The 26,339-nt window shown below is 33.3% G+C and carries 27 protein-coding genes and 1 pseudogene; 19 read left to right on the top strand and 9 right to left on the bottom strand.

The features are described 5' to 3' along the window. Window positions 1-2: 2 nt before the first annotated feature. From DKK70_RS16135 to DKK70_RS17750, 4 genes are all read left to right on the top strand, one after another. Window positions 3-1,112: a flagellar basal body P-ring protein FlgI gene (locus tag DKK70_RS16135; RefSeq protein WP_110434896.1), complete on the top strand. Its 1,110-nt coding sequence runs from the start codon at window positions 3-5 to the stop codon at window positions 1,110-1,112. A gap of 27 nt (window positions 1,113-1,139) precedes the next feature. Continuing rightward, complete coding sequence (locus DKK70_RS16140; RefSeq protein WP_110434897.1) at window positions 1,140-1,673, top strand: rod-binding protein; 534 nt, start codon at window positions 1,140-1,142, stop codon at window positions 1,671-1,673. 15 nt (window positions 1,674-1,688) lie between these two features. After that, complete coding sequence (gene flgJ, locus DKK70_RS16145; RefSeq protein WP_110434898.1) at window positions 1,689-2,714, top strand: flagellar assembly peptidoglycan hydrolase FlgJ; 1,026 nt, start codon at window positions 1,689-1,691, stop codon at window positions 2,712-2,714. 1,118 nt (window positions 2,715-3,832) lie between these two features. Beyond that, window positions 3,833-4,018, top strand: a complete 186-nt coding sequence (locus DKK70_RS17750) for an integrase core domain-containing protein (RefSeq protein ID WP_110434938.1) — start codon at window positions 3,833-3,835, stop codon at window positions 4,016-4,018. Window positions 4,019-4,511: 493 nt separating this feature from the next. Here DKK70_RS17750 and flgL read toward each other — a convergent pair whose 3' ends face one another. The 8 genes from flgL to DKK70_RS16190 all read right to left on the bottom strand — a co-directional run bounded on the left by flgL (window position 4,512) and on the right by DKK70_RS16190 (window position 11,969). Continuing rightward, a complete protein-coding gene (flgL, locus tag DKK70_RS16155) occupies window positions 4,512-5,447 on the bottom strand; it encodes a flagellar hook-associated protein FlgL (RefSeq protein WP_110434899.1) in 936 nt (311 codons plus the stop codon). A 15-nt stretch (window positions 5,448-5,462) separates the two neighbouring features. Further along, window positions 5,463-7,106 carry a flagellar hook-associated protein FlgK gene (flgK, locus tag DKK70_RS16160; RefSeq protein ID WP_110434900.1) on the bottom strand — a complete coding sequence of 548 codons (1,644 nt, stop codon included), beginning with the start codon at window positions 7,104-7,106 and terminating at the stop codon, window positions 5,463-5,465. Window positions 7,107-7,269: 163 nt separating this feature from the next. After that, window positions 7,270-8,166: a flagellar motor protein MotB gene (gene motB / locus DKK70_RS16165; protein WP_110434901.1), complete on the bottom strand. Its 897-nt coding sequence runs from the start codon at window positions 8,164-8,166 to the stop codon at window positions 7,270-7,272. Further along, window positions 8,166-9,053 (bottom strand): flagellar motor stator protein MotA, encoded by an 888-nt coding sequence (gene motA, locus DKK70_RS16170; protein ID WP_110434902.1) that lies wholly within the window; start codon window positions 9,051-9,053, stop codon window positions 8,166-8,168. The genes motB and motA overlap by 1 nt, the downstream gene beginning before the upstream one ends. A 67-nt stretch (window positions 9,054-9,120) precedes the next feature. Then, window positions 9,121-9,726 carry a flagellar transcriptional regulator FlhC gene (flhC, locus tag DKK70_RS16175; RefSeq protein ID WP_110434903.1) on the bottom strand — a complete coding sequence of 202 codons (606 nt, stop codon included), beginning with the start codon at window positions 9,724-9,726 and terminating at the stop codon, window positions 9,121-9,123. 12 nt (window positions 9,727-9,738) lie between these two features. After that, window positions 9,739-10,059: a flagellar transcriptional regulator FlhD gene (flhD, locus tag DKK70_RS16180; RefSeq protein ID WP_034883583.1), complete on the bottom strand. Its 321-nt coding sequence runs from the start codon at window positions 10,057-10,059 to the stop codon at window positions 9,739-9,741. 196 nt (window positions 10,060-10,255) lie between these two features. Next, window positions 10,256-10,966, bottom strand: coding sequence for an RNA polymerase sigma factor FliA (locus DKK70_RS16185; protein WP_110434904.1), 711 nt, complete (start codon window positions 10,964-10,966; stop codon window positions 10,256-10,258). 175 nt (window positions 10,967-11,141) lie between these two features. Then, complete coding sequence (locus DKK70_RS16190; RefSeq protein WP_110434905.1) at window positions 11,142-11,969, bottom strand: flagellin N-terminal helical domain-containing protein; 828 nt, start codon at window positions 11,967-11,969, stop codon at window positions 11,142-11,144. A gap of 339 nt (window positions 11,970-12,308) precedes the next feature. On the opposite strand from DKK70_RS16190, the gene fliD reads away from it, so the two are divergent. Genes fliD through fliT form a run of 3 tightly spaced genes read left to right on the top strand, consistent with a single transcriptional unit; the run spans window position 12,309 to window position 14,493 of the window. Next, the gene (gene fliD / locus DKK70_RS16195) at window positions 12,309-13,739 is read left to right on the top strand and encodes a flagellar filament capping protein FliD (protein WP_110434906.1); all 1,431 of its coding nucleotides are present in this window, start codon (window positions 12,309-12,311) and stop codon (window positions 13,737-13,739) included. Between the two features lie 11 nt (window positions 13,740-13,750). Beyond that, on the top strand, window positions 13,751-14,131 hold the full coding sequence (gene fliS, locus DKK70_RS16200) for a flagellar export chaperone FliS (protein ID WP_110434907.1): 381 nt from the start codon (window positions 13,751-13,753) through the stop codon (window positions 14,129-14,131). Beyond that, on the top strand, window positions 14,131-14,493 hold the full coding sequence (gene fliT / locus DKK70_RS16205; protein ID WP_110434908.1) for a flagellar protein FliT: 363 nt from the start codon (window positions 14,131-14,133) through the stop codon (window positions 14,491-14,493). Before fliS ends, fliT begins: the two co-directional genes overlap by 1 nt. An 801-nt stretch (window positions 14,494-15,294) precedes the next feature. Here the strand turns inward: fliT and fliE are convergent. After that, entirely contained in the window at window positions 15,295-15,594 is a 300-nt protein-coding gene (gene fliE / locus DKK70_RS16210; RefSeq protein WP_110434909.1) for a flagellar hook-basal body complex protein FliE, read from the bottom strand. A 178-nt stretch (window positions 15,595-15,772) separates the two neighbouring features. Between fliE and fliF the strand changes: the two genes are divergently transcribed. From fliF to fliQ, 12 genes and pseudogenes are all read left to right on the top strand, one after another. After that, window positions 15,773-17,476, top strand: coding sequence for a flagellar basal-body MS-ring/collar protein FliF (gene fliF, locus DKK70_RS16215; protein WP_110434910.1), 1,704 nt, complete (start codon window positions 15,773-15,775; stop codon window positions 17,474-17,476). Then, complete coding sequence (gene fliG, locus DKK70_RS16220; protein WP_110434911.1) at window positions 17,476-18,474, top strand: flagellar motor switch protein FliG; 999 nt, start codon at window positions 17,476-17,478, stop codon at window positions 18,472-18,474. The genes fliF and fliG overlap by 1 nt, the downstream gene beginning before the upstream one ends. Then, on the top strand, window positions 18,467-19,219 hold the full coding sequence (locus DKK70_RS16225; protein ID WP_181416037.1) for a FliH/SctL family protein: 753 nt from the start codon (window positions 18,467-18,469) through the stop codon (window positions 19,217-19,219). Before fliG ends, DKK70_RS16225 begins: the two co-directional genes overlap by 8 nt. Beyond that, the gene (fliI, locus tag DKK70_RS16230; protein WP_110434913.1) at window positions 19,209-20,585 is read left to right on the top strand and encodes a flagellar protein export ATPase FliI; all 1,377 of its coding nucleotides are present in this window, start codon (window positions 19,209-19,211) and stop codon (window positions 20,583-20,585) included. Before DKK70_RS16225 ends, fliI begins: the two co-directional genes overlap by 11 nt. A gap of 17 nt (window positions 20,586-20,602) precedes the next feature. Next, window positions 20,603-21,067 carry a flagellar export protein FliJ gene (fliJ, locus tag DKK70_RS16235; RefSeq protein WP_110434914.1) on the top strand — a complete coding sequence of 155 codons (465 nt, stop codon included), beginning with the start codon at window positions 20,603-20,605 and terminating at the stop codon, window positions 21,065-21,067. Continuing rightward, entirely contained in the window at window positions 21,057-22,802 is a 1,746-nt protein-coding gene (locus DKK70_RS16240) for a flagellar hook-length control protein FliK (RefSeq protein ID WP_110434915.1), read from the top strand. Before fliJ ends, DKK70_RS16240 begins: the two co-directional genes overlap by 11 nt. A 182-nt stretch (window positions 22,803-22,984) precedes the next feature. Then, window positions 22,985-23,452, top strand: coding sequence for a flagellar basal body-associated FliL family protein (locus tag DKK70_RS16245; RefSeq protein WP_034883540.1), 468 nt, complete (start codon window positions 22,985-22,987; stop codon window positions 23,450-23,452). 5 nt (window positions 23,453-23,457) lie between these two features. Continuing rightward, on the top strand, window positions 23,458-24,495 hold the full coding sequence (gene fliM, locus DKK70_RS16250; RefSeq protein ID WP_110434916.1) for a flagellar motor switch protein FliM: 1,038 nt from the start codon (window positions 23,458-23,460) through the stop codon (window positions 24,493-24,495). 109 nt (window positions 24,496-24,604) lie between these two features. After that, window positions 24,605-24,868: pseudogene (gene fliN / locus DKK70_RS16255) on the top strand (flagellar motor switch protein FliN); the annotation flags it as partial. A gap of 24 nt (window positions 24,869-24,892) precedes the next feature. Next, complete coding sequence (fliO, locus tag DKK70_RS16260; RefSeq protein WP_110434918.1) at window positions 24,893-25,300, top strand: flagellar biosynthetic protein FliO; 408 nt, start codon at window positions 24,893-24,895, stop codon at window positions 25,298-25,300. A gap of 2 nt (window positions 25,301-25,302) precedes the next feature. Further along, complete coding sequence (gene fliP / locus DKK70_RS16265; RefSeq protein WP_110434919.1) at window positions 25,303-26,043, top strand: flagellar type III secretion system pore protein FliP; 741 nt, start codon at window positions 25,303-25,305, stop codon at window positions 26,041-26,043. 23 nt (window positions 26,044-26,066) lie between these two features. Beyond that, window positions 26,067-26,336 carry a flagellar biosynthesis protein FliQ gene (gene fliQ / locus DKK70_RS16270; protein ID WP_110434920.1) on the top strand — a complete coding sequence of 90 codons (270 nt, stop codon included), beginning with the start codon at window positions 26,067-26,069 and terminating at the stop codon, window positions 26,334-26,336. Window positions 26,337-26,339: the final 3 nt, after the last annotated feature.

Genomic DNA, 26,339 nt, shown 5'->3' on the forward strand with positions numbered 1-26,339 from the left:
ATATGTTTAATAAATTACGTAGTTTCATCTGTTTTATCTTAATGGTGCTAGCTGTTGTACCTTATAGTTATGCAGAGCGAATACGAGATTTAGTTACCGTTCAAGGTGTTCGTGAAAACGCCTTAGTTGGCTACGGAATTGTTGTTGGACTTGATGGTACTGGAGACCAAACCTCACAAACCCCATTTACCATACAAAGTATAACTAACATGCTCTCACAATTAGGCATTACTGTTCCTTCAGCTAGTAACATGCAGTTAAAAAATGTTGCTGCGGTAATGGTAACAGCAAAATTGCCTTCTTATGCTCGTATTGGACAACAAATTGATGTGGTTGTCTCTTCATTAGGTAATGCGAAAAGTCTACGTGGTGGTACATTAATTATGACGCCATTAAAAGGCGCCGACAATCAAGTTTATGCCATTGCGCAAGGTAATCTTTTTGTTGGTGGTATGGGCGCAAGCACTAGAGGAAGTCGAGTAAGTGTCAATCAAACAGCGGGCGCAGCGATTCCTGGTGGAGCGACAATTGAAAGAGAATTAACCACTCGTTTAGATGAAGAAAGGACTATTCACTTACACCTTAACCAATTTGACTTTACTTTAGCAGCTAAAATCGCAGAAGCAATTAACAAGGTGCAGAAAAATATCGCCGTTCCTTTAGATGGTATGACAGTTAAATTAATCATGCCACAAGACAGTCAAACAAGAGTTAAATTATTATCTAAAATTCAGAATCTCGAAATTAGCTCAACGCCAATTTCAGCCAAAGTTGTGATTAATACTCGCACTGGCGTGGTTGTGATGAATCAAAGAGTTCAATTAGACAATTGTGCGGTTGCTCATGGTAATTTATCAGTTGTAGTAAATAATCAATTAAGAGTTAGCCAACCGAATACCCCATTTGCTGGAGGTAGAACTGCCGTTGTTCCTGATAATGAAGTTAGCATCCAACAAGATGGTGGTGCACTACATAATTTAGGTTCTGGCGCCGATTTAAACCGAGTTATTAGCTCACTTAACCTATTAGGCGCAAATCCTACAGAATTGATGTCGATACTTGAAGCATTAAAAAGCGCAGGTTGTTTACACGCCTCATTGGAAACGATTTAAAGTAAAATTTTAAAGTAGGATATTGATATGAAAAATATAGTAAATCACTCTATTAATCGTTTTGCTTATGATTTTTCAAACATTAGCCAATTAAGACGCGAAGCAGTTAGTGGGTCAAGTGAAAGTATCAAAAAAGTGGCTGATCAATTTGAGACATTATTTATAAATATGATGATGCAATCTATGCGCAAAGCTGTGCCTAGTGGTGGTTTATTTAACCAATCTTCAATGCAATTATTTACCTCAATGTTTGATCAACAAATTGCTCAGCAAGCAGCTGGTAAAGGTTTTGGGTTAGCCGACATTATTGCCAAGCAATTAACTAATCAATCAAACAGAGCGGTTAATATTAACAAGCAATCTGAAACTGATAATAGTAACCAAACTAATAAACGATTAGCACAATCACTATTTGGTGATGATTACCAATCTTCAAATTTAACACCTGAAGCATTAGGTCAAATACTTTACCAGCAGTATAAGACCAATAATCTAACTCAAACTGATACTAATGAATTATCCTTGCAAACAGCACTTGATGGTCTTAATAAAGGTCGATAAAGTAGAATTATTGATATGAAAAATGTAGTAAACCAGGTCATTAATCGCTTTACTTATGATTTTTCAGACATGAGCCAATTAAGGCCCAACGTAGTTGTTCGATCAAGTGAAAATATCAAACAAGTTACAGATAAGTTTGAAACACAATTTACGAATTTGTTGGAGCAGTCCATACCCAAAACCGTTACTCATAACGAGTTATCTGAGCAATCTGCAATGCAATTATTTACCTCAGTATCTGATAAACAGATTACTCAGCCTGCAACAGATAAAGGTTTTGGACTAACCAATGATATTAGTAAACAATTAAATAACCAATCAAACACACCGATTAATATTAATAACCGGCAATCTCAAGCTGATAACAGTCAAAATAACATACAATTAGCACAATCCTTATTTAGTGATAACCAATCAAATTTATCACCTGAAGCATTAGGCCTAAGGCTTTACCAGCAATATAAAGCCAATAACTTATCTAAGCCTAACGAGTTAGCTTTACAAAACTCAAACAATGACTTGGATAAAGATCATATCACTCAATTTGTAGTCGAGTGGTTTGAAACAGCTAAAAAGGCTTCTAAAGCTTATGGTATTCCCTATGAAGTTATTATTGCTCAAGCTGCTTTAGAAACAGGCTGGGGTAAAAATCTAATAAAAACAACTGATAATCAATCAAGTTATAATTATTTCGGTATAAAAGCAACTTCGTCATGGAAAGGTAATTCAACTCGCTCAACAACTCGAGAATTTATAAATGACAGCATGGTGAAAATTCAAGACGAATTTAGAGTTTATAACAGTAAACAACATGCATTAGCTGACTATCTTAATTTACTAACCAAAAATCCCCGCTATCAGGATGTTGTTAACGCACCAGATGCCAGAGCCGCCGCCAAGGCGTTGCAACAAGCGCGTTATTCAACCGATCCTAACTATAGCGATAAGTTGATTCAAATTATTAGTCGTATTGAGGACATTACAAAAAAAACACCACCAAAATCGATATCTGGTTTTAAACATATTGCTTTTAAAGAATAGTTTATAAAGACAACTCGCTATATTAAATTAGGTTAAGTTATTGGCCTTATGTTGTTGGTAAAGCCTGAGGTCTAATGCCGTAATGATATATATGATTTGTTATCATTAATAATGATTGTGAAAATCATATATTAATTTAATAGTTGATATAGGGTAACTAATATTGAGCGATATACTTGGCTGATTGTTTAGCTATAAATGATATTCACTACCTTTTTAACTACCTCTTTAACTAATTCTAAAAATAGTACATAAAAAAATAGAAAATTCTCGATAATATTTTTAAGGAGAATTTCAATATGAAAAAATTGTCAGAACATTAAATTATTTCAATTTTAAAATAAGCTGAAGTTGGCATCCTTTTCAAAAATCTTTGCCGTAAATATGGAGGTAGCAATCTTCGGAGATTAAGCGGTTTAAAACAACTGTAAGCTGAAAATCGTAAACTCAAACAGCTCTATGCCCAATTAAGTTTGACCTCTCACTGCGACAAGAAATAATAAACAAGCTTTAGTGCCGACGTCAGTTCGTAAGAGTAGAACACAAACACTACATTCACAATACTGTATAACAATTAAAATGAGTTATACTATTGTGAATTTAAGCCATTGTGCTTACTACTAACAACCTAAATTGGCAGATGACGCTATAATTATTTCGTGACTTAAGTCAATAACAGATAAGCATTGACGTTGCAGATTTCTTAACTGTTTTTATCGAATCAGGAAACAGGGATATATATGGAATCATAAACGAGTTTATCGGGTTTATTGGCAGTTAAAACTCAATATCCGTTCTAAACGCAATAAACAATCGCCCAACATTATTCAGAGCCATTATCAATATCAAGTCATTTAGGAGAATGTTGGACAATCGATTTTATGAGAGATAGTTCTCAAAAAATCGTCGATTTGGAACTTTTAATGTTATTGGTGACTTTAATCATCAGGCTTTAGGTATTGATATAGTAGTGAGTTTATCGGCAGGTAGAGTTACCCATTAATTAATTATTTAGATAGACTAGTCAATACCATAGTTATTATTCATTAAAAATGCGCGTTGATAATGGCGAAAAATTTACCTTAAACAGATTCACAAACTGAGCAAAATCACATGGAATAACGCTAGGTTATATTAAATCTGGTAATCCTTATCAAAACGGCTATATAGAACGATTTAACCGGACATATCAAACGGAGAAGTTAAATTGGTATTTATTTAAAAATTGGGAACAAGTAAGAAAAATAACGGAACTGTGGTTAGAGATATATAACACAAAAAAGGCTACAAGAAGCATTAACTAATATGCCACCAATTGAATATAGAAACATGAAACAAATAGCATGATGTTCTACTTGATTTGTGTACTAACAATGGGATATTTGCACTTCTAACTCTACCAATTGCTTGCTATTAATTTGTCAAATATTGCCATACTCAATTACTTTACAATTGATTAAATAGACTATCAGCTATAATAACTTTTGCTAAAAAATGCTTCATCATAATCATAAATAATGTTTAAAACTGAGCGGTAAATTTTTGTTTAATATGCTTATTGCACCCATAAATTGGATCCAGTTTTAATTGGCTTATGCTTGGAAAAGTATAAACAACACAGTTAATTTATTAATTTAATCAATTTATATTTTAATACTATTTGAACGGTGTTTATCTAGAAAAAAGTGATATTTGATAAATGGATTTTAAAAAGTTAAAAAAAGGAAGCGAAGAGCTTCCTTTTTTAAACGGTAATCTTAATCTTGAATTAACTAAAGTTTAAACATATTAAATTAATTATGCCTGTTGGAATAAAGACATGCTTTGTAACGACTTAAACGTGTATTGAGCAGCTTGTAAGTTGACTTGTAGCATCATATATTTTGAAATTTCTTCATACCAATCAACATCTTCAATCAAGCTAATTTGTGTTTCAAATTCATTATCTAAAGCTTTTCCATGCATAGTTAGACGTTCTAGTTCTGTTAATACATTACCGCCAGCCGCTCTAACAGTTGATATGTTTTCAAACGAATTAGCGATCCCTTGACTGGCTTTGGATAAACCATCTCTAAATTGCGCAATTGCGGCAGGATTAGAACTATCGATACCAGTTTCTAACGCTTCTAATGCATAATCAATACTGGCAAAAATATTACTTTCAGCATTAGGATTAGCACCTGTCATAAAAATTTGAGCGCCAGTAAAACTTAATGATACTTCATGCGTCTCATCGATAAAAACTTTAATGTTTGCTGAACCGCCGACATAACTAACTTGACCGGCACTGATAACAAAAGGCGGAGTGTCATTTTTATAACCAGCAAACAGATAATTACCATTAGCATCTTTGGCATTAGCTAAAGAAAATAACTCTTCTTTTAATCCTTTTAGTTTATCGGCTAAATTTAATCTATCTAAATCTGTTAACGTTTCATCACCGGCATAAACTAAGGTCTCTTGGATCGAATGTATAACGGTATTTGCTTCTTGTAATACTGTTTCTTGGCAACTCAATGAGTCATTAGCATTTTCGCGAGCTGATTGAAATTGACCATTTCTTGATTGAGCCTGTTTTAAGATTAATGATTGTGATGAACCAATAGGATCATCAGAAGGTGCTAATATTTTTTTACCTGTTGATAAATGCGAACCTGACTCTTGCCATTTTACATTAGTATTTGTAATACTTGTTAAATGTTTTTGAAACATTAAATTAGTACTAATACGCATAACGAAATCCTTTTATTATTTAGCTAAACCTAAAATGGTATCAAATATTACTGTTGCCGTATCAATGATTCTTGCATTAGCTTGGTAATAACGCATATAAACTTGCATCGAAATATATTCTTCTTCAATATCAACACCCGAAATTTCTTGATTTTGTGCATTGATCTCTTGTGCAATATTCTGACTAGATTGTGCAGAAACTTTAGCCGTATGCGTTTGACCACCTACATAACTAACTAATGCGTTATACGCAGTACTTAAAGTTTTGGTACCATTAATTAGTTTTTCTTTTTGTATATCTAGCAATTTAATTACATTACGGTTATCGCCATGACCATTTTCACTATCATTAATACCTGTTGCTAGCTTATTCACATCTTTAACTAATAACTCTAGTGATGATGCTATATCGGCAACAGGTTTAATTAAGATACTATCCCCAACGACTGGTGTGCCACTTATTGCAATAGATAATCCATCAAACTCTAAAGTACTACCGACAACACGTGGGGTAATTTGCTGGTTATCAGATTGTCTGATTACCACCCAGTCGCTGCCATTAAATTCAATCTTATAATTAGACGCTTTTACCTCAGTTACTGACGTATAACTAACCGCAGCCGTCGCATTACCCTGATTTCGAGAATTAACAATACTACTAGGTTTATGATAATCAAATAATTTCTCGCCAGCGACACCATTTACATCAACACCTGACATATGTACTTCATTAAAGCGTTCAGCTAAATTTAATGCGATCAAACCTAATTGGTTACGAGCTTCATTAAGCGGTCCATCACGAAGAGATAACAATCCATTTAGTCGACCAGATGCGATATTTTTACTTGTTAATTCTTGAGTCGCCCCTGAATTATGTCTGTAAATAATCGCGTTTAAAGATGGATCATCTTTAGACGGTTGTACAGATAACAGATTTACTGATGATCCTTGAACTAAATTTAAACCATTAGGCAATGAAATATTATATTGTCCATTTTGCTCAGTAACGGTTATTCCAATCATTTCGTATAATTCATTAACCAGTTGATCACGTTCATCAAGTAATGCATTTGGTTCATTACCATTACCTACAGCTTCTAATCTTGCAATTTTCTGATTAAGTTCCGCAACTTGTTGAAGACGAAAGTTAACTTCATTAACATTATTTACAATATCAGAATTGATATCGGCAATCTGATTTTTTAAATTCAATTCAGTTTTATTAAATTGACTAACTAAAGAGGTAAGATCATTAATGACTGATTGTTTAATTGCTAAATCGCCAGCATTTGAAGAGAGCTTATTTAGACTTGCAAACAGGTTATTTAATTGCGAAGAAATACTGCTATCATTATCAACTAATAAGTTATCAATTTTTGACAACTCACTATAATAAGACTTCATCGCACCATTTTGCGATTGTGCTTGACGTAATTGATCAACGACCAAGCCATTAAAGACTCGATTCGTTGCTGAGATCGCTACACCGTTACCAACAAATCCAAAATTATATTTCGTTTCCATTGCTGGACGTAAAATTTGTTGTTGACGATTATAACCAACTGTATGCGTATTGCTGATATTATTGCTTATTACATTAAGCATATTTTGTGCTGCGTTTAATCCACTAATACCTGAATTCAACAATGAACCTGCCATAAAAGCTCCTAAATAAAAATTTAGTCAACAATAAAACTTATCAACTTAAAGGTTTATTCCTTGTATCGGACTAAAATCATAAAACTTTAGTTTTTTTTAGATAAAATTGGATTTTTAATTAATTTTAATTTTTAGCACATTCAATAAATTATAGTTATTGATATTATTCTGATTGATTTTGTTTAAAATGTTTTAAAAAATCAATACCTGTCATCGTATTTTCTTCTTCAATATATTTTTGAGCAGATTTATTCAAAATCAAAATACTTATACGACGATTTGCATCTTTACTGTAAGTAGAATTATTTAAACCAACCGTATCAGCTAACGCAATGATTCGAATAATCTTATTTGAATCTAATCCACCAGCAATGAGTTCTCGTCTGGATGAATTTGCTCTATCTGCTGACAATTCCCAGTTACTATAACCACGATCACCAGTTATATACTGACGCTCATCGGTATGACCAGATAGAGTCATTTTGTTAGGTAACGAATTAATTATTGGCGCTAATGCGTATAAAATCTCTTGCATATTAGGGTGAATAACTGCACTACCAACATCAAACATCGGCTTATCGTCAGTGGCTAAAATTTGAATTCTTAACCCCATTTCAGTTAGCTCAATAATAAGATTAGCCGCTAATTTTTGTAATCTAGGATCTAATTCAAATTCTTCATAAATCTTACGAGCGGTCTCAATTAGCTTATTTCGCTCATCTTCATCAGGATCTGACTTAATCAGTTCGTCATTTATTGGGTTTTCGTTTTCTTCGCCTGAATCTTTAGTGACATCATCGCCACCACCAGGTATAGGACTATTACTGTCACTAACGTTCTTGCCACCATTATGACCAAGTATCAACGGTGTTCTAAAGTATTCTGCAATCCCGTGTAATTCTGTTGGACTTGATTTAGTTATCAACCATAACACTAAAAAAAGCGCCATTAAGGCGGTCATAAAGTCAGCATAGGCAATCTTCCATGAACCATTATGATGAGAAATGCCATGCTTGGACTTCTTTTTAGAAATAATTATTTTTAATGATTTATTTTTCATTATTCTCTATTTTCTTTTGAGTTAGCGTTTTTATCTTTCACTTCTTGAATATATTTCTCTAATTCAAAGAAAGAAGGTCGTTCATGCGAAAAAATAGTTTTTCGACCAAACTCAATACAAATTTGTGGCGCATAGTCATGCATACTGGCAATAAGAATAACTTTTATACATTCTAAGATTTTTACTGTATCAGCATTTTTTTGCCTTAATAAAGCAGCCAACGGTGAAACAAATCCATATGCAAGCAAAATACCTAAAAAGGTTCCAACCATGGCATGGGCAATTAGCTCACCCAACTCATTAGCTGGTCTGTCTGCTTGTGCTAATGTATTAATAACACCCATAACCGCCGCAACGATCCCAAAAGCTGGCAACCCATCGCCAACACAAGAAATGGCATAAGCAGGTTTTTCTAACTCATTAGTACAAGTCTCTATTTCCTCATTCATTAAGGCTTCAATTTCGTACACATCGGTATTTCCACTGATCATTAATCGAAAATAATCAGTAATAAAATCACAGATTTGCGGATTGGCCAAAATGAGTGGATATTTTTTAAATAACGCACTTTCTTTTGGATTATCAATATCTTGCTCAATCGATAACCCGCCATTTTGACGTACTTTAGTTAGAAGGTTGTACATTAAATTAATTAATGTTAAATAAAGGGCTTTATTATAATTTGAGGTTTTAAATAAACTACCCAATGATTTAATTGTTGCTTTTATCGCTTTTTTTTCATTACTCACTATGAAAGCACCAATAGCCGTACCACCAATTATGAGAAACTCTAATGGTTGAAAAAGTACTGCCAAATACCCTCCAGTTAACACGTAACCCACTAAAGCAGAAGCGATAACTACAATATATCCTATTATTATTAGCATTGGCTCTCTTTTATCTCCATAAACATAAAATATAACTAATTTATTTTTGATTAATTGTAAATTTTACCTAAATCATCATCTGATTTGCTGTAACCAAATTGAATGCGCTAGGTATTGATAAAACTTGTAAACATTTTTCTTTGTTCTCAGCCTGAGTTTTACTATTTTTTTCTGCCCTTGAAGGAGGTTGGCATAAACTGCAAATAAAGCTATTATGTGGCTGGTAAGCATGAGTGATAAAGCGACCTTTACACTCTTTACAACATGATTGCTGCATAACATTACTTTCAACAAATTTGACTAAAATCCATGCGCGAGTTAATCCCAAAACGGGCTCTTCATCACTTGGCACAGAACATTGTTCTAAGTAGAGCTCATAAGCTTTAACAATGGCATGAACACCAGATTTAGTGCCATGCTTCACTAAAAAATGGTAAGCATTATAAAACATACTTGAATGAATATTGGGCTCCCAAGTCATAAACCAAGTTGTTGAAAAAGGCAATAAACCTTTAGGTGGAGGGCATCCTTGAATTTCTTTGTAGAGTTTAATTAACTTTCCGCGACTTAAATTGGTTTCACTTTCCAACATTTGAATTCTAGCGCCAAGAGTAATTAATCGAATAGCTAATTGAACTTCTTTATATTCTTGAATAATACTTGTGCCACTCATCTTACCATTTACCTACTTATTAATAGAATCTAAAAGCAAGCTTGATAGAAGGATCCCAGTATGCATCTGCTTTATATCACTAATGCGAGACTCTTCAGTTAATTTTTCAATCATTGCTGAATTTTTAAATCGAAATTGAAAAGTTAATTGATTAGTTTCCGATAAAACCAACATTTGAGAAGCACTTAAATTACTCAAAATATCTGCGGTTTTCTCATCTATACCTAATCGATACATTGCCATCACTTTATCTTTTTCAATCATCCGTTGGCTTAATAAAAGTGTTGAAAGATTCAAATGATGTATACATTTCAAAACATCGTCATCTTGTATATTTCCCAATTTAACCACCACAATCCATATCCTTTATTGTGCGCAAAAAAAACGCAAAATTAATAAAATACAGCTTATATTCTTTATATTGGTTAAAGTTACATTTTTAAAAGCGAAAGGTCAATAAAAAAATCATTTCAATTTATTTTCAATTTATTTTTTAATTTTTTTCTTTTTTTTATTTTTTTTTAATATATTATATTTTGCTCTGTATCCGTTTTATAGCTTGACTATGTAATTGACTAACCCGAGATTCACTAATATCTAACACTTTGCCAATCTCTTTTAAATTCAACTCTTCTTGATAATAAAGCACTAAAACCATCTTTTCTTTTTCAGGTAAATTATCAATTTGCTCAACAATAATATTACGCGTTTCATCATTTATGATGGAAGAAAAAGGGTTATTATCTATATCCGTCTCGATCAGTGCATCCAAATTATCGCCTAATTTTGTTTGTACCTCATCGAAAGAACAGATTTGGCTATAGTTTGAATCTAATAATACTTTATGGTACTCACTAAGCGACAATTGCATATGTGCAGCTATCTGGTGATCATTAGGCGGAACACCTAAGACTTGCTCTAACTCGTTAATGGCATTAGTAACATCTTTAATTTTTTTGCGAGTTTGCCTTGGTAGCCAATCTCGACTACGCAACTCGTCTAACATTGCTCCCTTTATTCTAGGAATAGCAAATGTGGTAAAAGTATAACCTTGTGAAGCATCATAACGCTTTATCGTGTCTAATAAACCAATATAGCCAACTTGCAATAAATCATCAAGTTCAATAGTTATCGGTAAACGAACCGCCAGTTTTAACGCTTCATTACGAACTAGATAAATATACTGTTGCCAATCAATTTGATTCACTACACCTTGAGAGTTATACAAGCTATCACTCATTTCCTGAACCAATGTAAAAAAAATGCTAACAGATATTATGACAATAATTGTCTGAATTAATGTCAAGAATAAGATGTTAAAAAATAGGTAATTAACATTATTAGCAATAATGGTATCAAAATACCATTATTGCTATAGTACCAAATTAGAATAGTTAAAATTCTAGAGATATACCTTATTGTAATAATGCTAATACATTTTGTGGTATTTGGTTAGCTTGAGCTAATACTGCAGTACCTGCTTGTTGTAAGATTTGATTACGAGTCATTTCAGATACTTCTACAGAGTAATCAGCATCTTCAATACGGCTACGCGCAGCACTAAGATTATTTACAGTAACATTTAGACTAGAAATAGTAGACTCAAAACGATTTTGTGCCGCACCAAGCGTACTACGAAAGCTAGCAATGTCTTTTAATGCGTCATCAATTGGTTGTAATATAGTAGCAGGAGGAGTTGCTCCGCTAGCTATTGTTGATACATTTAAACCATTAATACCTAATGAAGTTGTGTTAAGCGTCATCAACTGCACTTGAATGATTTGACCATCATTCGCACCCACTTGAATATTAAGTATATCACTACTATTTAAAACACTTCTTCCATTGAACGAAGTTTCCCTTGCAATACGGTCGATTTCTTCTAGACGTTGTGAGATTTCTTCTTGAATTGAGTTACGATCTTCAAGAGTGTTAGTATCGTTTAGCGCCTGAACAGTTAACTCACGAATACGTTGTATATTATTAGTAATTTCGTCCATTCCACCTTCAGCAGTTTGTGCAAGTGAAATACCATCGTTTGCATTACGTGCAGCTTGAGTTAAACCACGAATATTTGCTGTAAAGCGAGTCGCAATCGCTTGACCTGCGGCATCATCTTTAGCGCTGTTAATACGTAAACCTGATGATAAACGCTGAATTGCAGTTGAAAGCGCATTTTGTGATTTGTTAAGATTAAATCTTGTTTGTAAAGACATAGTATTGGTATTAATTACCTGAGCCATTTTTTATCTCCTTTAATATAATTAGTAAGATCAACGGGATATTGAAAAATTACTCAATATTCTTGCTGATGGTTTAGTTATCGGTATAAAAAAAGGAAACTTTAATATTTTTTAGCTCGAATAGATTTAATCCGCAAAAATCAGCAGCCAAATTAATAATATTATTAATAAAATTCATATTGTTATTTAAATTTTACTTACTAAAAAAATAAACACTTTTTTACTAAGCAATCACCATTTTTTCTTTCCTTATTAATAAATTTACTATCCAAACTAAACTTTTTATAATTCTGGTCGATAATTTGAGGGATACAAGAATTCACAATAGGATAATTAATCATGGCAATGAATTTATTAGGAGTTGGTTCTGGTTTAGATTTAAATGAAATATTAGATAAATTAGAAGCTGCTGAAAAAAATCGCCTAGCCCCAGTAAAAGCACAACAAAAAACAGTTAATAATAAAATAAGTGGCTTTGGTAAATTAAAAAGTGCACTATCAACATTCAACAGTGCAACTGCAAAATTGCAAAAAAAAGAGCTCTTCCAAGCGCGCACAGTGGTAGGCAGTGATAACTACTTTACTAGTACTGTAAGTAGCAATGCACAATTAGGTAATTATGTGATTAATGTGGAACAACTTGCCACAGCTCACAGCATTTCCACCAACGCCGTTAATGATAAAAATACCGCATTAGGCAATAATAACGCAACACGCACAATCACCATTCAACAAGCCAATGGCAACCGGTTAGATATCTCATTAGCTGAAAATGAAACTTCTTTAGAATCAATAGCTAACGCAATTAATCAAGCCCAGATTGTTAATGCAGATGGTTCAACCAGTGATTCAACCGTAAATGCGACGATTGTACGTTCAGGAACCAATAGTTATCAGCTAGTTATCACATCGAAAGAAACCGGCGAACAACAAGCCATCACGTCTATATCATCAGATGATAGTAACCTCAATTCATTAATTGGTTTTGATATTAATCAACCAAGTACATCGGCAATGAGTCAGGTAGTTGAAGCGAAAAATGCCAAATTTAACTTTAACGGTATTGCTATTAATAGTAGTTCCAATACAGTTAAAGATGTTATTCCTGGTGTTGATATCAACTTAAAAGCGGTAACAACCACCCCACAAAATTTAACTATCACGGCCGATAATGAAAAAGCTCAAGTGGCACTTAAAGAGTGGGTGGAGGCTTTTAATCAGTTAAAATCAACCATATCAACCTTAACTAAATTTACTCCTAGTGAGGCCAATTCAGATAAATTGAATGATGATAATGGTCCACTGATTGGTAATTCAACACTACGTAACATAGATCAAAGTATTCGTTCAATATTTGCTAAAGGTCAAACTGGTGAATTTTCAGTATTGGCTCAAATTGGTATAAATATGGACAACAATGGTAATTTGGTTATTAAAGAAAACCAGCTAGAACAAGTGCTTAAGGAAAACAGTGAAGCGGTAGCAACTTTATTTACCGGTAATGGTGAAACGGGTATAGCTAACGAAATTTTTGCTAAAGTCAGTAGCTTCATCGACAAAAATGGTACGATTGATAATGCAACTAATGGTTTAAATAGCACCTTAAAATCATTAGATAAACGCTATGAGCAGATCAATGACTCCATTAATAAAACCGTTGATATTTATCGCACGCAATTTACTCGATTAGATGTATTAATCAATGAATTAAATAGTTTGAGTACTTACTTAACTTCCCAATTTGATATGATGGCGAATATGAAAAAATAAAGGATAACACAATGTATAAAATGGGATCTCAAGCTTATAAAGAAGTTGATTTAGAAACCAGTGTTAGTCAATCTTCGCCTCACCAGCTTATTGTTTTGTTATTTGACGCCGCTCTTAATGCCATACAATTAGCTGGTTTATATATAGAAAAGGGTGATATTGCTGGTAAAGGAGAAGCCATTTCAAAAGCAATTAATATCATTGATAATGGACTTAAGAGTTGCCTTGATTTAGAAAAAGGCGGTGAAATTGCTGAAAATTTAGATGAGTTGTATCACTATATTATTCAGCAACTGGTTTTGGCTAATTTACACAGTGATAAACAAAAACTACAACTTTGTTTCGATTTGCTTGATAACATTGCGCAAGCTTGGCGAAAAATAGCAGAATAATGAGAGTATCAGTTTTGAATGCCAATTTATTATTAGAACAATATGAACAACTTAATTATGTTGTTGAACAGATGCTAGAGAATGCGCAACAAGAAAACTGGGAATCATTAATTAATTTACAAGCTAAATATCATCAATTAGCCGAAAATATCCAGCTAAATGATGATATAAATCTTATTAATGATATACCATCATCGCAGCAAGATAGTATTCGAATGTATATCAAGAATATCCTTAGCTGCCAACTGCAACTAGAAAAGTTAATTCATAGGCGGCATAGTGAACTGGCTGAACTGATTGGTGAACAAGTTGATTATCAAACTAAAATAGATAGTTATCAAAAAATAGCTAACTTAGTATAAGTTAATACCATTGACTTAATTAGTTAACTAATTAAAAATAGATAACATATTATTGAGGAAAAGGTTTTTGAGTTATTTTCGTGAGCTAATATCCTTTTCCTCAAACTTTTTTATTTATCAATTTTAATTAAGTTGAAGCATGCCCTTACTCATACCAATAATAAAAATACTTCACAATAATTTACATATTTTAATAGACACAACAGGTGGTGACGGGCTTCACTATAATAACATCCCCAAAAGGCTCTACTTTTGTATAAATTATTTAACCCTTTTTATCTTAGGTATTTTTATTAGTCTTTCATTCGATCCCTTGCTAAAAATATGGCGTGATAAATAACAAGATATAACTAAATTTTTAAATAACTAGCCATAGCAAAAGTTTAAATACAGACACACAAGCCTATATTTGTTAATTAGTTGATATACTAAATAGTAATTAACCGACAACTACTATTATTTTTTTCAACCCTTTTCTATCATTTGCAATTAAATCTATATGAAGATCAAGTTATAGCCATTATATACAAAATAATAAAAAGGCTATTAATTTTAGATCACTGTTTTAAAATACGATAACGATAAATTCGTCACAATCCGTATCAGCTTTATATAAATGAAAAACAAATTAAAGATTTAAATTACAACAAGATGGGGGAAGGAGAAGTAGACTAACTATTTTTAGTCAATAAAAATAGTCATATTAAACCAACATTTTTATAAAAATTGGCAACGCTTTAATGATACTATTTAAATCTAAACACTATCGATTAACTTGAACGTTACCAATCGAATAAAGATCTAAACATTCATATTCATGATTTCTTGATATGCTGCCACTAGTTTATTACGAACTTGAACACCAAATTGTAAAGAAACAGAAGACTTTTGCATACTAACCATAACTTCATTCAATGAGATATTCGGTTCTCCCATTTCAAAAGCTCTAGCTTGCTTATTAGCCTCTATTTGTGTTTGACTTATTTTATCTAATGCCATTTTTAATTCAGCAACAAAACTATATTTGTCGTTTATTGGTTGTTCTGCTGAAAAACCTAGATTGGTTAATATTGTAGGGTTAAAAGCCTCGATACTATTCATAATAACAAAGTTCACTTTTATTCTTCTTAATCAGATTAGCAGCTAAATTATCATAAAGATAATAATCTAAAAGCGATAACTAAAGGGTAAAGAGTGTGCTTTTTTAGCTATTGATTTTTTTAAATACACAGATAATAAACCATAGAATTAATCTAACCTGTTTAGAATTGGGAAACATATGGATAGCCAGACTGAGGGTAACAAAGGCGAATCAATATTGAATAAGTTACCGTTTATCAATCAATTAAAACAAAATCAAAAAATGCTTCTCCTTATTATAGGGGTAGTTTTAATTGCTATAAGTAGTATTGCCTATTTATGGCTTAAAAGCGATAATTATGGTGTCTTATTTAGTAATTTAAATGAGAAAGATGGCGGTGAAATTATTAGCCAACTTGATAAGATGAATATTCCTTATAAATTTTCATCTTCAGGCACTGCCATCTTAGTTCCAGAAAATAAAATTTATGATACTCGCCTACGCGTTGCTCAAATGGGCTTACCAAAAGGTGGCTCTATCGGTTTTGAACTACTCGACAAAGAAAGTTTTGGCATGAGTCAGTTCAATGAACAAATCAACTATCAACGAGCATTAGAAGGCGAACTATCTAGAACGATTTCAATCATCAGTAGTGTTGATGATGCCAGAGTCCATTTGGCAATGCCAAAACCCTCTTTATTCGTTAGAGAGAGAAAATTCCCTTCCGCATCAGTCGCATTAACGTTATTACCAGGTCGTAGTTTATCACAAGGCCAAATTGATGCCATTATTCATTTAGTTTCGAGCAGTGTACCGGAACTACAAGCGGATAAAGTGACTATCATCGATCAAAACGGTAATTTATTAACGGGTGAAAAATACCGTGACGCTATTGTTAATGTTGCTCAACTTGAGTACAGCGAACGTATTGAAAATTCAATCCGTGAACGAGTAGAAAAAATTATTATACCGATTTTAGGTAAACAGAATGTTAAGGTTCAAGTCAATGCTGAGATTGATTTTAGTCGCCAAGAATCAACATCTGAAATCTATGATCCTAATAGTGATGAAGCCCATCAGACTATTCGCAGTAAACAACAAGTACAGAACCAAGAGATAGCTTCTAGTGGTACTATAGGCGGTGTGCCAGGCGCTTTATCTAATCAACCAGTGCCGACGCCAAGTGCTCCAATTGATGGAGAAGCGGCAAATGATAAAGACGGCAAACAAAAAATGTATCATTCACAGTCGAATAGTACGTTGAATTTTGAAGTTAATCGCCAAGTTGTTCACAGCAAAATACCAGAAGGACGTATCAAGCGTTTATCAGTAGCTGTTTTAGTTAATTATAAATTCATCACAGCCGATGAAGCCGAATCTTTAAATGAAGAAAATTCAGAAAGCGAAAATTACCCAACCGATCAATGGGTAAAATTAAATGAAAAAGAACTAACGCATATTGAAGCGCTTGCCCGTCAAGCAATGGGCTTTTCTGACTCGCGTGGAGATTCATTAACGGTAGCTAATATGAAATTCACTGATCAAATTGATGATAGCGACACGACCCCATTTTTCCAATCACATGAAGTTTTCGACTTTTTGAAAACACTAATAAAATATCTGACTTTAATCTTCATTATTTGGTTGGCATGGCGTAAAGTGTTACGTTCGGTATGGCTCAAAATCCAAAGACAATACCTTATTAAAACTGATAACACCTCAGTTGATAGTCCAATAATAACTGAAGATAAGCTTGATTATAAAGCTCACAGTAAACTACAACAGAAAATTCTTGAAGATAATATGCAACAACAGCAATACATTCGAAAAATTGTCGAAAAAGATCCTCGCGTAATGGCATTAATTATACGTGGTTGGATGAATAAGAAGGACACCAAGTAATGAGTTTAACTGAATCTCAAAAAGCAGCGACAATTTTAATGATCTTAGGTGAAGAGTTAGCTGCAAAAGTAATGCAATATTTAAATCAGAAAGAGGTACAACAAATTAGTAGTGCCATGATGGGGTTACCACAATTAACTCAAGAACAACTTAAAAATATTCTTAATGAGTGTCAAACCGCGCTTGATGATTGCGCTGTATTAAATACTGACACTAACAGTTATTTGCGAACAATCCTTGAAAAATCACTTGGCACAGAAAAAGCTAGTCATATACTCGATGAACTGTTAGGTAATAATATTGAAGATACCACAGATGGTTTAAAAATGCTCAATTATGTGGAAGCAGCTCAAGCTGTTGATTTAATCGAGAAAGAACATCCGCAAATTATTGCTACTATATTAGTTCACTTGAACCGTGAATTAGCTGCTGATATTTTAAATCTATTTGATGACGATTTACGCAATGACGTAATGGTACGTATTGCAACCTTTGGTGGGGTAGAACCTTCTGCATTAGAAGTGTTATCAACATCATTATCAACCTTACTACATGGACAAAATGTGAAGCTTAACAATATGGGTGGCATCCGCACCGCAGCAGAAATCATTAATCTAATGAAATCGCAGCAAGAAGGACTTGTTATCAATGCGATACGTGAATATGACGATGAACTTTCACAAAAAATTATTGATGAAATGTTCTTGTTTGAAAATCTGGTTGATGTTGATGATAAGAGTATCCAACGTCTCATCAAAGAAGTGGATAATGAAACTTTAATCATTGCTATGAAGGGTGCGACAGAGCCATTACGCGAAAAAATATTATCAAATATGTCACAACGTGCTGCGTCGATATTGCGCGAAGATTTACAAAACAGACCGCCTGTACGCTTATCACAAGTTGAATCTGAACAGAAGAAAATTTTGGAAATTGCTCGTCGTTTAGCTGAAACAGGTGAGATAATACTAAGTAATGATGATGAAGAATATGTATAACCAAAATAATTCATCAAGTTGGAAACCGCTACACTTCCAAGATTTAGCGCTAACCGAACAACCAGCATCATCAACTAACCAACAAAAAACGGAAGAGTTGGAAGAGAGCGAGCATCAGCCTGAAGCAGAAATGCAAGAGGAGGCTGATGATGCTATTGATATTAATAGCCCTGAAATAGTGCTAGAATTAGAAAATATTAAACAACAAGTAAGAGAAGAAGCCTATCAAGAAGGCTTCAGTGCGGGCAAACAAGCCGGCTACGAACAAGGGTTAGAAATTGGTCAACAGGAAGGTCGTGAAAAAATAGAGCAACAACTAACCGAAGAAAAATTAAAAACTTTAGATATAATCAAAATGTTAGCAGATAGTTTTCAACAATCTATTAATCAAATTGATGAAAAAATTGTACCAAAACTGTTTGATTTAGCTTTAATCGCCGCCCAAAAGACGATTGGTTCTCTATCCGAAGTTGAGCAAAGACAATTAATGCATACCATAAAATCATTAATTGAACAAAACACTGTTGTTAATCCACCAATTGTGGTAAAAGTAAATCCAAAAGATTTTTTATGGCTTGAACCACTGATAGATGAGCAATTGCAACAAAATGAATGGCAGTTTATTGCTGATGCTAATATTGAATTGGGTGGTTGCAGAATATTTACCCAAACTAATGAAATCGACGCCAGTGTAACTACTCACTGGCAAATCATTTCAGATAGTGTGCATGGAGATGAGCATTAAAGTGGAATTTTGTACACAATGGGCAACTAAAATTGAAAGTGCGAAACAGAAATTACAATCTGCATCATTGATTCGCCAATATGGTCGATTAGTTAAAGCTTCTGGCCTAGTTTTAGAAGCCGTTGGTCTAAAATTACCATTAGGATCCAACTGTTTTGTTGAACGACAATTAGATGGAACCATCCAAGCTGTTGAGTGTGAAGTAATTGGTTTTAAAGGAAAAACTTTATATTTGATGCCATTTGAGTCTACCGACGGCATATTATTAGATGCTAGAGTTTACACATCACGATACGATTTAACTCATTTTAGCCACAAAGTTTTACCTTTAGGTATCGGTTTATTAGGTCGAATTGTTGATGCAATGGGAAAACCTCTCGATGGTAAACCACTACCTGAAAATATTGAATATGAAGGTTTAATCAATAAATCACTCAACCCACTAACAAGAGCTCCTATTCATCAAATTCTTGATGTTGGTATTCGTGCAATTAATGCTTTATTAACTGTTGGGCAAGGTCAGCGAATGGGACTCTTTGCTGGTTCTGGTGTGGGTAAAAGTGTTTTGCTCGGCATGATGGCTCGATATACCAAAGCCGATATAATAGTGGTTGGTTTAATCGGTGAACGAGGCCGAGAAGTAAAGGATTTTATTGAAAATATTTTAGGTGAAGAAGGTTTAGCACGCTCAGTCGTTGTTGCTGCACCAGCCGATGTATCGCCATTATTACGTTTACAAGGTGCAGCATACGCCACGAAAATCGCTGAAAATTTTCGTGATCAAGGATTTAATGTCTTACTCATCATGGATTCCTTAACTCGATACGCCATGGCACAACGTGAAATAGCCTTAGCAATCGGCGAACCACCAGCAACTAAAGGTTATCCACCATCGGTATTTGCCAAATTACCTGCATTAGTTGAAAGGGCCGGTAATGATGCAAAAGGTAAAGGTGCTATTACCGCTTTTTATACCGTGTTAACCGAAGGTGATGATCAACAAGATCCAATTGCTGATTCTGCCAGAGCGATCCTTGATGGTCATATTGTCTTATCCCGTTCACTTGCCGAATCAGGCCATTATCCTGCTATTGATATTGAAGCGTCAATCAGCCGAGTGATGACAGATCTCACTAAACCAGAAGATGAAAAAAAATCACGGGTATTTAAACAACTATTTTCAAGCTTCCAACGAAATCGTGATTTAATTAACGTTGGTGCTTATATACCAGGAACCGATCCTATATTAGATAAAGCCATATCACTTTATCCTGCTATGCAGCAATTTTTACAGCAAGGTATTTATGAGCATTGTAGTTATCAAGAGGCTTATCAACAATTAGTCAGTATTGTAGATTCAAACTGACAAATTAGGAAAGAATAATGAACAATCAATATAATAGTAAATTTGCCTTTTTAACATTAAAAAAGTTAGCTGAAAAATCAGTCGATGACAAATTGATAAAATTAAAATATGCGCACGACAACAAATGTAATGCTCAATCACAGCTTAATGTTTTAAATGATTATTATGAAGAATACCAACAACGCCTGAATGACGCTTTATCGAAAGGTATTAAAGGAGCGGAACTAAGTAATTTTAATTCGTTTCTTTCGGCAATAGAGCTAGGAATAGCACAACAGAAAAAGCTATTATTAACTTTAGACATTAAACAAAAACAGATTACTAATGAGCTTAATAAATCACAAAAAAGCCTCAAGACCTATACCACATTATTAGATAAACAAGATAAAAAACAAATGTTACAACAAAGTCGTCTACAACAAAAATTAACAGATGAATTTGCACAACAGCAGTTAACAAGGAGAATTTTGAATGAATATTAATAAACTTAGCGATATACCATTAATATCATCTCAGCCGTTGGAATTTAACGACAGCGAGTTATCTGTTATTGAAGACGATTTTTTTCGACAATTGTTACAATTCACTGAAAAACAGCAAGATTTAAGTGACAATAAAAAACTAATCAATTTAAACTTACTCAAAGAGAAGCTAAATAGAGAAGAAGATAGCAATAATAGTGATGAATTATTCATGCTGTTTGCATCACCACTTAATTTGCAAGCCGATCAAGAATCGACAATATCTATCACTAATAGACAGACTATTGAACAGATAGATGAAAGTAAACCATTGTTAAAAGGAAATACTAAGGCTGATGATTTACTTCTTGATGCCAAGCTTGCCAATAATGTAAAACAACCAACCAGTATCGATCAAAAAGCGGCAGAGATCCTTACTTCTATCAATAATAGTGAACAATTTATCAACAAAGCAAATGATCAGCATAAGACCTCAAAAAATATCAATTTAGTTGAATCGGCAAAAGCAGATCAAACTTTACCAAACAGCAACCTTACTAAGACTCAAAGCAGTAATAGCTTTAACAATTTACAACAAACCGTTGCCAATAATCTTGCTGATAACAAAATCATTAATTCTAATCAAGAAATAGCATTAGTAGCATCAGGAAATAGCCAAAATCTATTATCTACATCAACGCCAATTGCTGAAAAGCAACTTTTTGATAGCAATATCGCTAATACCAACCAAGAACCAACATTAGTGACAGCAGGAAGTAATCAAAATCAATTATCCACATCAACACCGATTACTGAAAAGCAACTTTTTGATAGCAATAGCGCTAATAACAATCAGAAATCGGTATTAGCAACAGCCGGAAATGATCAAACACCACTATCCAAATCTGCAACAGTGGTTAATAATACTAATCAAGATCCTGCATTAGTTGCACCAGAAAATAGCCAAACATCGGCAACGTTGGTTGATAGCAATATTGCCAGTAGTAACCAAAAATCAGAATTAGTAACAGCGGAAAATAACCAAAAACCAGAATTAGTAACAGCGGAAAATAATCAAAATCTATTACCTGCATCAGCATCGCTTTTTGAAAAACAATCTACTGATAGTAAAAGTGCCGATGCTAATCAAGAGCCAGATAGTCAAAATCTATTATCTACCTCAACTTCAATTTTTGAAAACCAAGTTATACAAAGCAAAATCAATAATAGTAACCAAGAACCAGAATTAGTAACAGCGGTAAATGGTCAAAATCTATCAACAACGTCAACACCACTAGTTGAAAAACAGACAACATTAGACTTAAATTTACCGATGCCGATGGATATTACTAAATGGCAAACCGCATTAAATGAAAAAATTAGTTTAATTTGCCGTCAAGGTATTCAAAATGCCGAAATAAAATTACATCCGGAAGAACTTGGTTCACTACATATTAAATTAGCAATCATTGATGACAAGATGAACTTGCATATGGCTGTTGCTCATAATATGGTTAAAAACGTTTTAGAATCAGCTTTACCACAATTAAGAGCTTCATTGGAAGAACACGGTATTACATTACAACAGACCGATATCAGTGATTCTTCAATGATGAATGATTCCAAACAGTCTTCACCATATAAACAAGAACAACAATTTAAAACAGAACAGTTATTAAATGAAAAAAATCAATCTTTACCTAAACCTGAACATCGTTCAAATGTTACTCAATCAGGATTAAGTATTTTTGCCTAAATAATAGTATTTAAGAGAGAATTAGATTTAGATAGCTAAATATCAAAAAGGTTGAATAGGTAATGTTTTTACTGCCTATTCTTCAAATTAATTATTAAAGCATGATTTATTATTTTAGTAATTTTTTGATTATTTAGATAGTTATAAACATTTCGTTAAATTTCATTGAGACAATAATAAATATGGAAACTACAAATAAAAAAGTAAGTGTTTTAAATGTGATACTTATTTTAAATACGCTAGTAGCAACAGGTTTCGCTGGTTATTTATGGTTACAAAGTCAAGCTAGAAATATGGCTAATGCCCAATTAGAGCCTGAAGTGTTGTCACCAGTATTTTTAACATTAAAACCGTTCACAATTTCACTACCTCCTTCTGAAGACAATTTAGAAACCAATAAAATTCTTTATGTTGGTATTGTGTTACGCGTTGCTGATAAAGAACAAAAGAACATATTATTAGATTATCTACCTGAAGTAAGAAGTAATGTATTACTGTTAACTTCTAAACAGTATATCAATAATTTAAAGACAGAATCAGGCAAACTTGAATTACAAGAGCAGATAAAAGCGGCGTTATCTCGCCAATATGATACAAGACGTTCAGTACAAGTTGATGAAGTTTTATTTACTGATTTTATTGTAAGGTAGTTATCATGTCTGATGATCTTCAATCTAATACCGATATAAGTGAACCTTCAACAGAGTATTCACAGGAAAATTCAGCAAGCATAAACAATGATGCAGAGCAGAATTATCGTTCACCGCAAAGTAAACGGACTGAAGTTAAACCTTATGATATATCAGTTAAACATAACTTTATTCCTGAACGATTACCCGCGTTAGAAATTATTAATGAACGCTTTGCACGTCAGTTTAGAATTGGATTATTTAACTTATTACGCCGTAATACCGATGTTATTACATCGCATATTGAATCGAAAACGTTTAAAGAGTTTTCAAGTGTTTCGGCACTCAATCATTTAAATTTAGTTCATCTAAACCCTTTACGAGGAAGTTGCTTATTTTCATTTTCACCAGAATTGGTTTTTATTGTCGTTGATACACTTTTTGGTGGGGATGGACATATATCTAATGTTTATAAAAAAGAACGAGAATATACACACACCGAACAAGAAATCATTAGACGAGTGTTAAATCTTGCCTTAACTACTTACCAAAATTCTTGGATTGATGTCTACAATATTGAAACAGAATACATTCGTTCAGAAGTAGAAAGCAGATTTACTAATATTACCAGTTCACCCGATGATGTTATATTAATCTCTACATTTTTAGTTGAAATTGGCAACATTAAAGCCAATTTTTATATTTGTATTCCTTATACAATGATTGAGCCAATCAAAGAGCTTTTAATTAAGCCACCGAGCGAAAATCAAACTAGCCAAGATGATAACGTCTGGATGAGTTCACTGACTAGCGGTATTAAGCAATCAACTGTTGAGCTAGTAGCTAACTTTGCTAATATTCAAACAACAGTTGCCAAATTATTGGCCTTAAAGGTAAACGATATTTTGGATATCGAAAAACCAACTAGCCTTGATGTCACCATTGGTGGTGTTCCGGTATTAAAAGGTCATTACGGTAGTGTGAACAGACAATATGCAATCCAAGTAGAACAGATAAGCAACCCAGTTATAGAACAATTGAATGAAGGAGTGTTCAATGAATGATATTCCAAACAATGGTGATGATAATCAACCAAGTAATGTAGCTAATGAAGAGTCAGTAACTAAAGAGGCTATTTTCGAAACTCTTTCACCGCAACCAACAGATATAAAAAAACAAGATATCAATCTTATTTTAGATATTCCTGTTAATCTAAGTGTTGAACTTGGTCGAACCAAAATGACCATTAAAGATTTATTAAATTTAACACAAGGTTCAGTTATTGCCTTAGATGGCTTAGCTGGCGAACCTTTAGATATTCTTATTAATGGTTACTTAATTGCCCAAGGTGAAATCGTTGTGGTTGGTGATAATTATGGGGTACGAATTACCGATATTATGACTCCATCTGAGCGCGTACGTAGATTAAGCCGTTAAAAACAAATAATTGTTGAGATAACCATGACAGAGCCTGCCTTAACCAACAATGTTCAGACCTTATCATCTTTTTCGATAGAATCAGGTCTGTATAGTCAGATTGGTTCGGCATTTTTTTGTGTTATTGCTGTTATCTTTTTTTTAGGATGGATATTAAAACGATCAGGTTGGAGAAAGTCTTCCAAGCAATTCATTGATGTTAAAGCAACATACAATATAAGTGCTAAAGAGCGTATTCTTCTGGTTTATGTTGACCATCAATTACTGGTTGTTGGGGTTACTGCTCAGCAAATGACATTACTACATACTATAAATGAAGAACGTACCGAAATGTTATTAGCAGAACCTAATGGTGTTGAGCAAACATCAAAAAACAAATCATTTAATCAGATATTGCAGTCAGTATTAAATGCGACAAAAAGGAGTAACTAATCGTGCGGTTAAAACATATTATTTTGCTAAGCTTATTGTTTGTTAGCCAATATAGTTTCGCAGGATTATCACCGTTAACGATTGTTACTCAAACAGGTAATCAAGATGGGCAAAATTGGTCATTACCTGTTGAAACCTTAGTTTTTTTAACTTTACTGACTTTTATCCCAATTATTCTGTTATTAATGACGAGTTTTACTCGTATCATTATTGTATTAGGGTTATTACGTAGCGCACTTGGCACCCAATCAGCACCACCTAATCAATTAATTTTAGGTATAGCGCTATTTATGACATTTTTTATTATGTCACCAACACTAGATAAAATATATCAAAACGCGTATATTCCTTATTCAGAACAAAAAATTACTATGCAAGAAGGGCTAGAAGAGGCAACTAAACCGCTTCGCGAATTTATGCTAACCCAGACTCGTGAAAGTGATTTAGCATTATTTGTAAATATGTCCCATGCTTCTGAGATTCAAACTCGAGAAGAAATCCCTCTGCGAATTTTAGTTCCTGCTTTTGTAGCAAGTGAATTAAAAACCGCCTTTCAAATTGGTTTTACGCTTTTTATTCCATTCTTGGTAATTGATTTAGTTGTTGCTAGTACCTTAATGGCATTAGGTATGATGATGGTACCACCCGCAACGGTATCACTACCCTTTAAAATTATGCTGTTTGTATTAGCTGATGGTTGGCACCTATTGTTAGGTTCATTAGCTCAAAGCTTTTTTAGTTAGCAAAGATAAAGTAGGGGATCGATATGCAATCTGAATTTATTAGCCATTTCGCCATGCAAGCTATCAAAGTTGCCGGATCAATTGCAGGTCCTTTATTATTAGCGGCATTGATTACAGGATTAATTGTCAGTTTACTACAAGCTGCAACACAAATTAATGAAATGACCTTAACTTTTATCCCAAAAATTTTAGCTGTCATCGTGGTATTAATTATTTTAGGTCCATCGATGCTAACCACAATGATCGACTATATTAGCCTTGTCATTACGAATATACCCAACTTAACAAGTTAATTT

This window comes from Gilliamella apicola (genome assembly GCF_003202655.1).
Classification (GTDB): Bacteria; Pseudomonadota; Gammaproteobacteria; order Enterobacterales; family Orbaceae; genus Gilliamella; species Gilliamella apicola_R.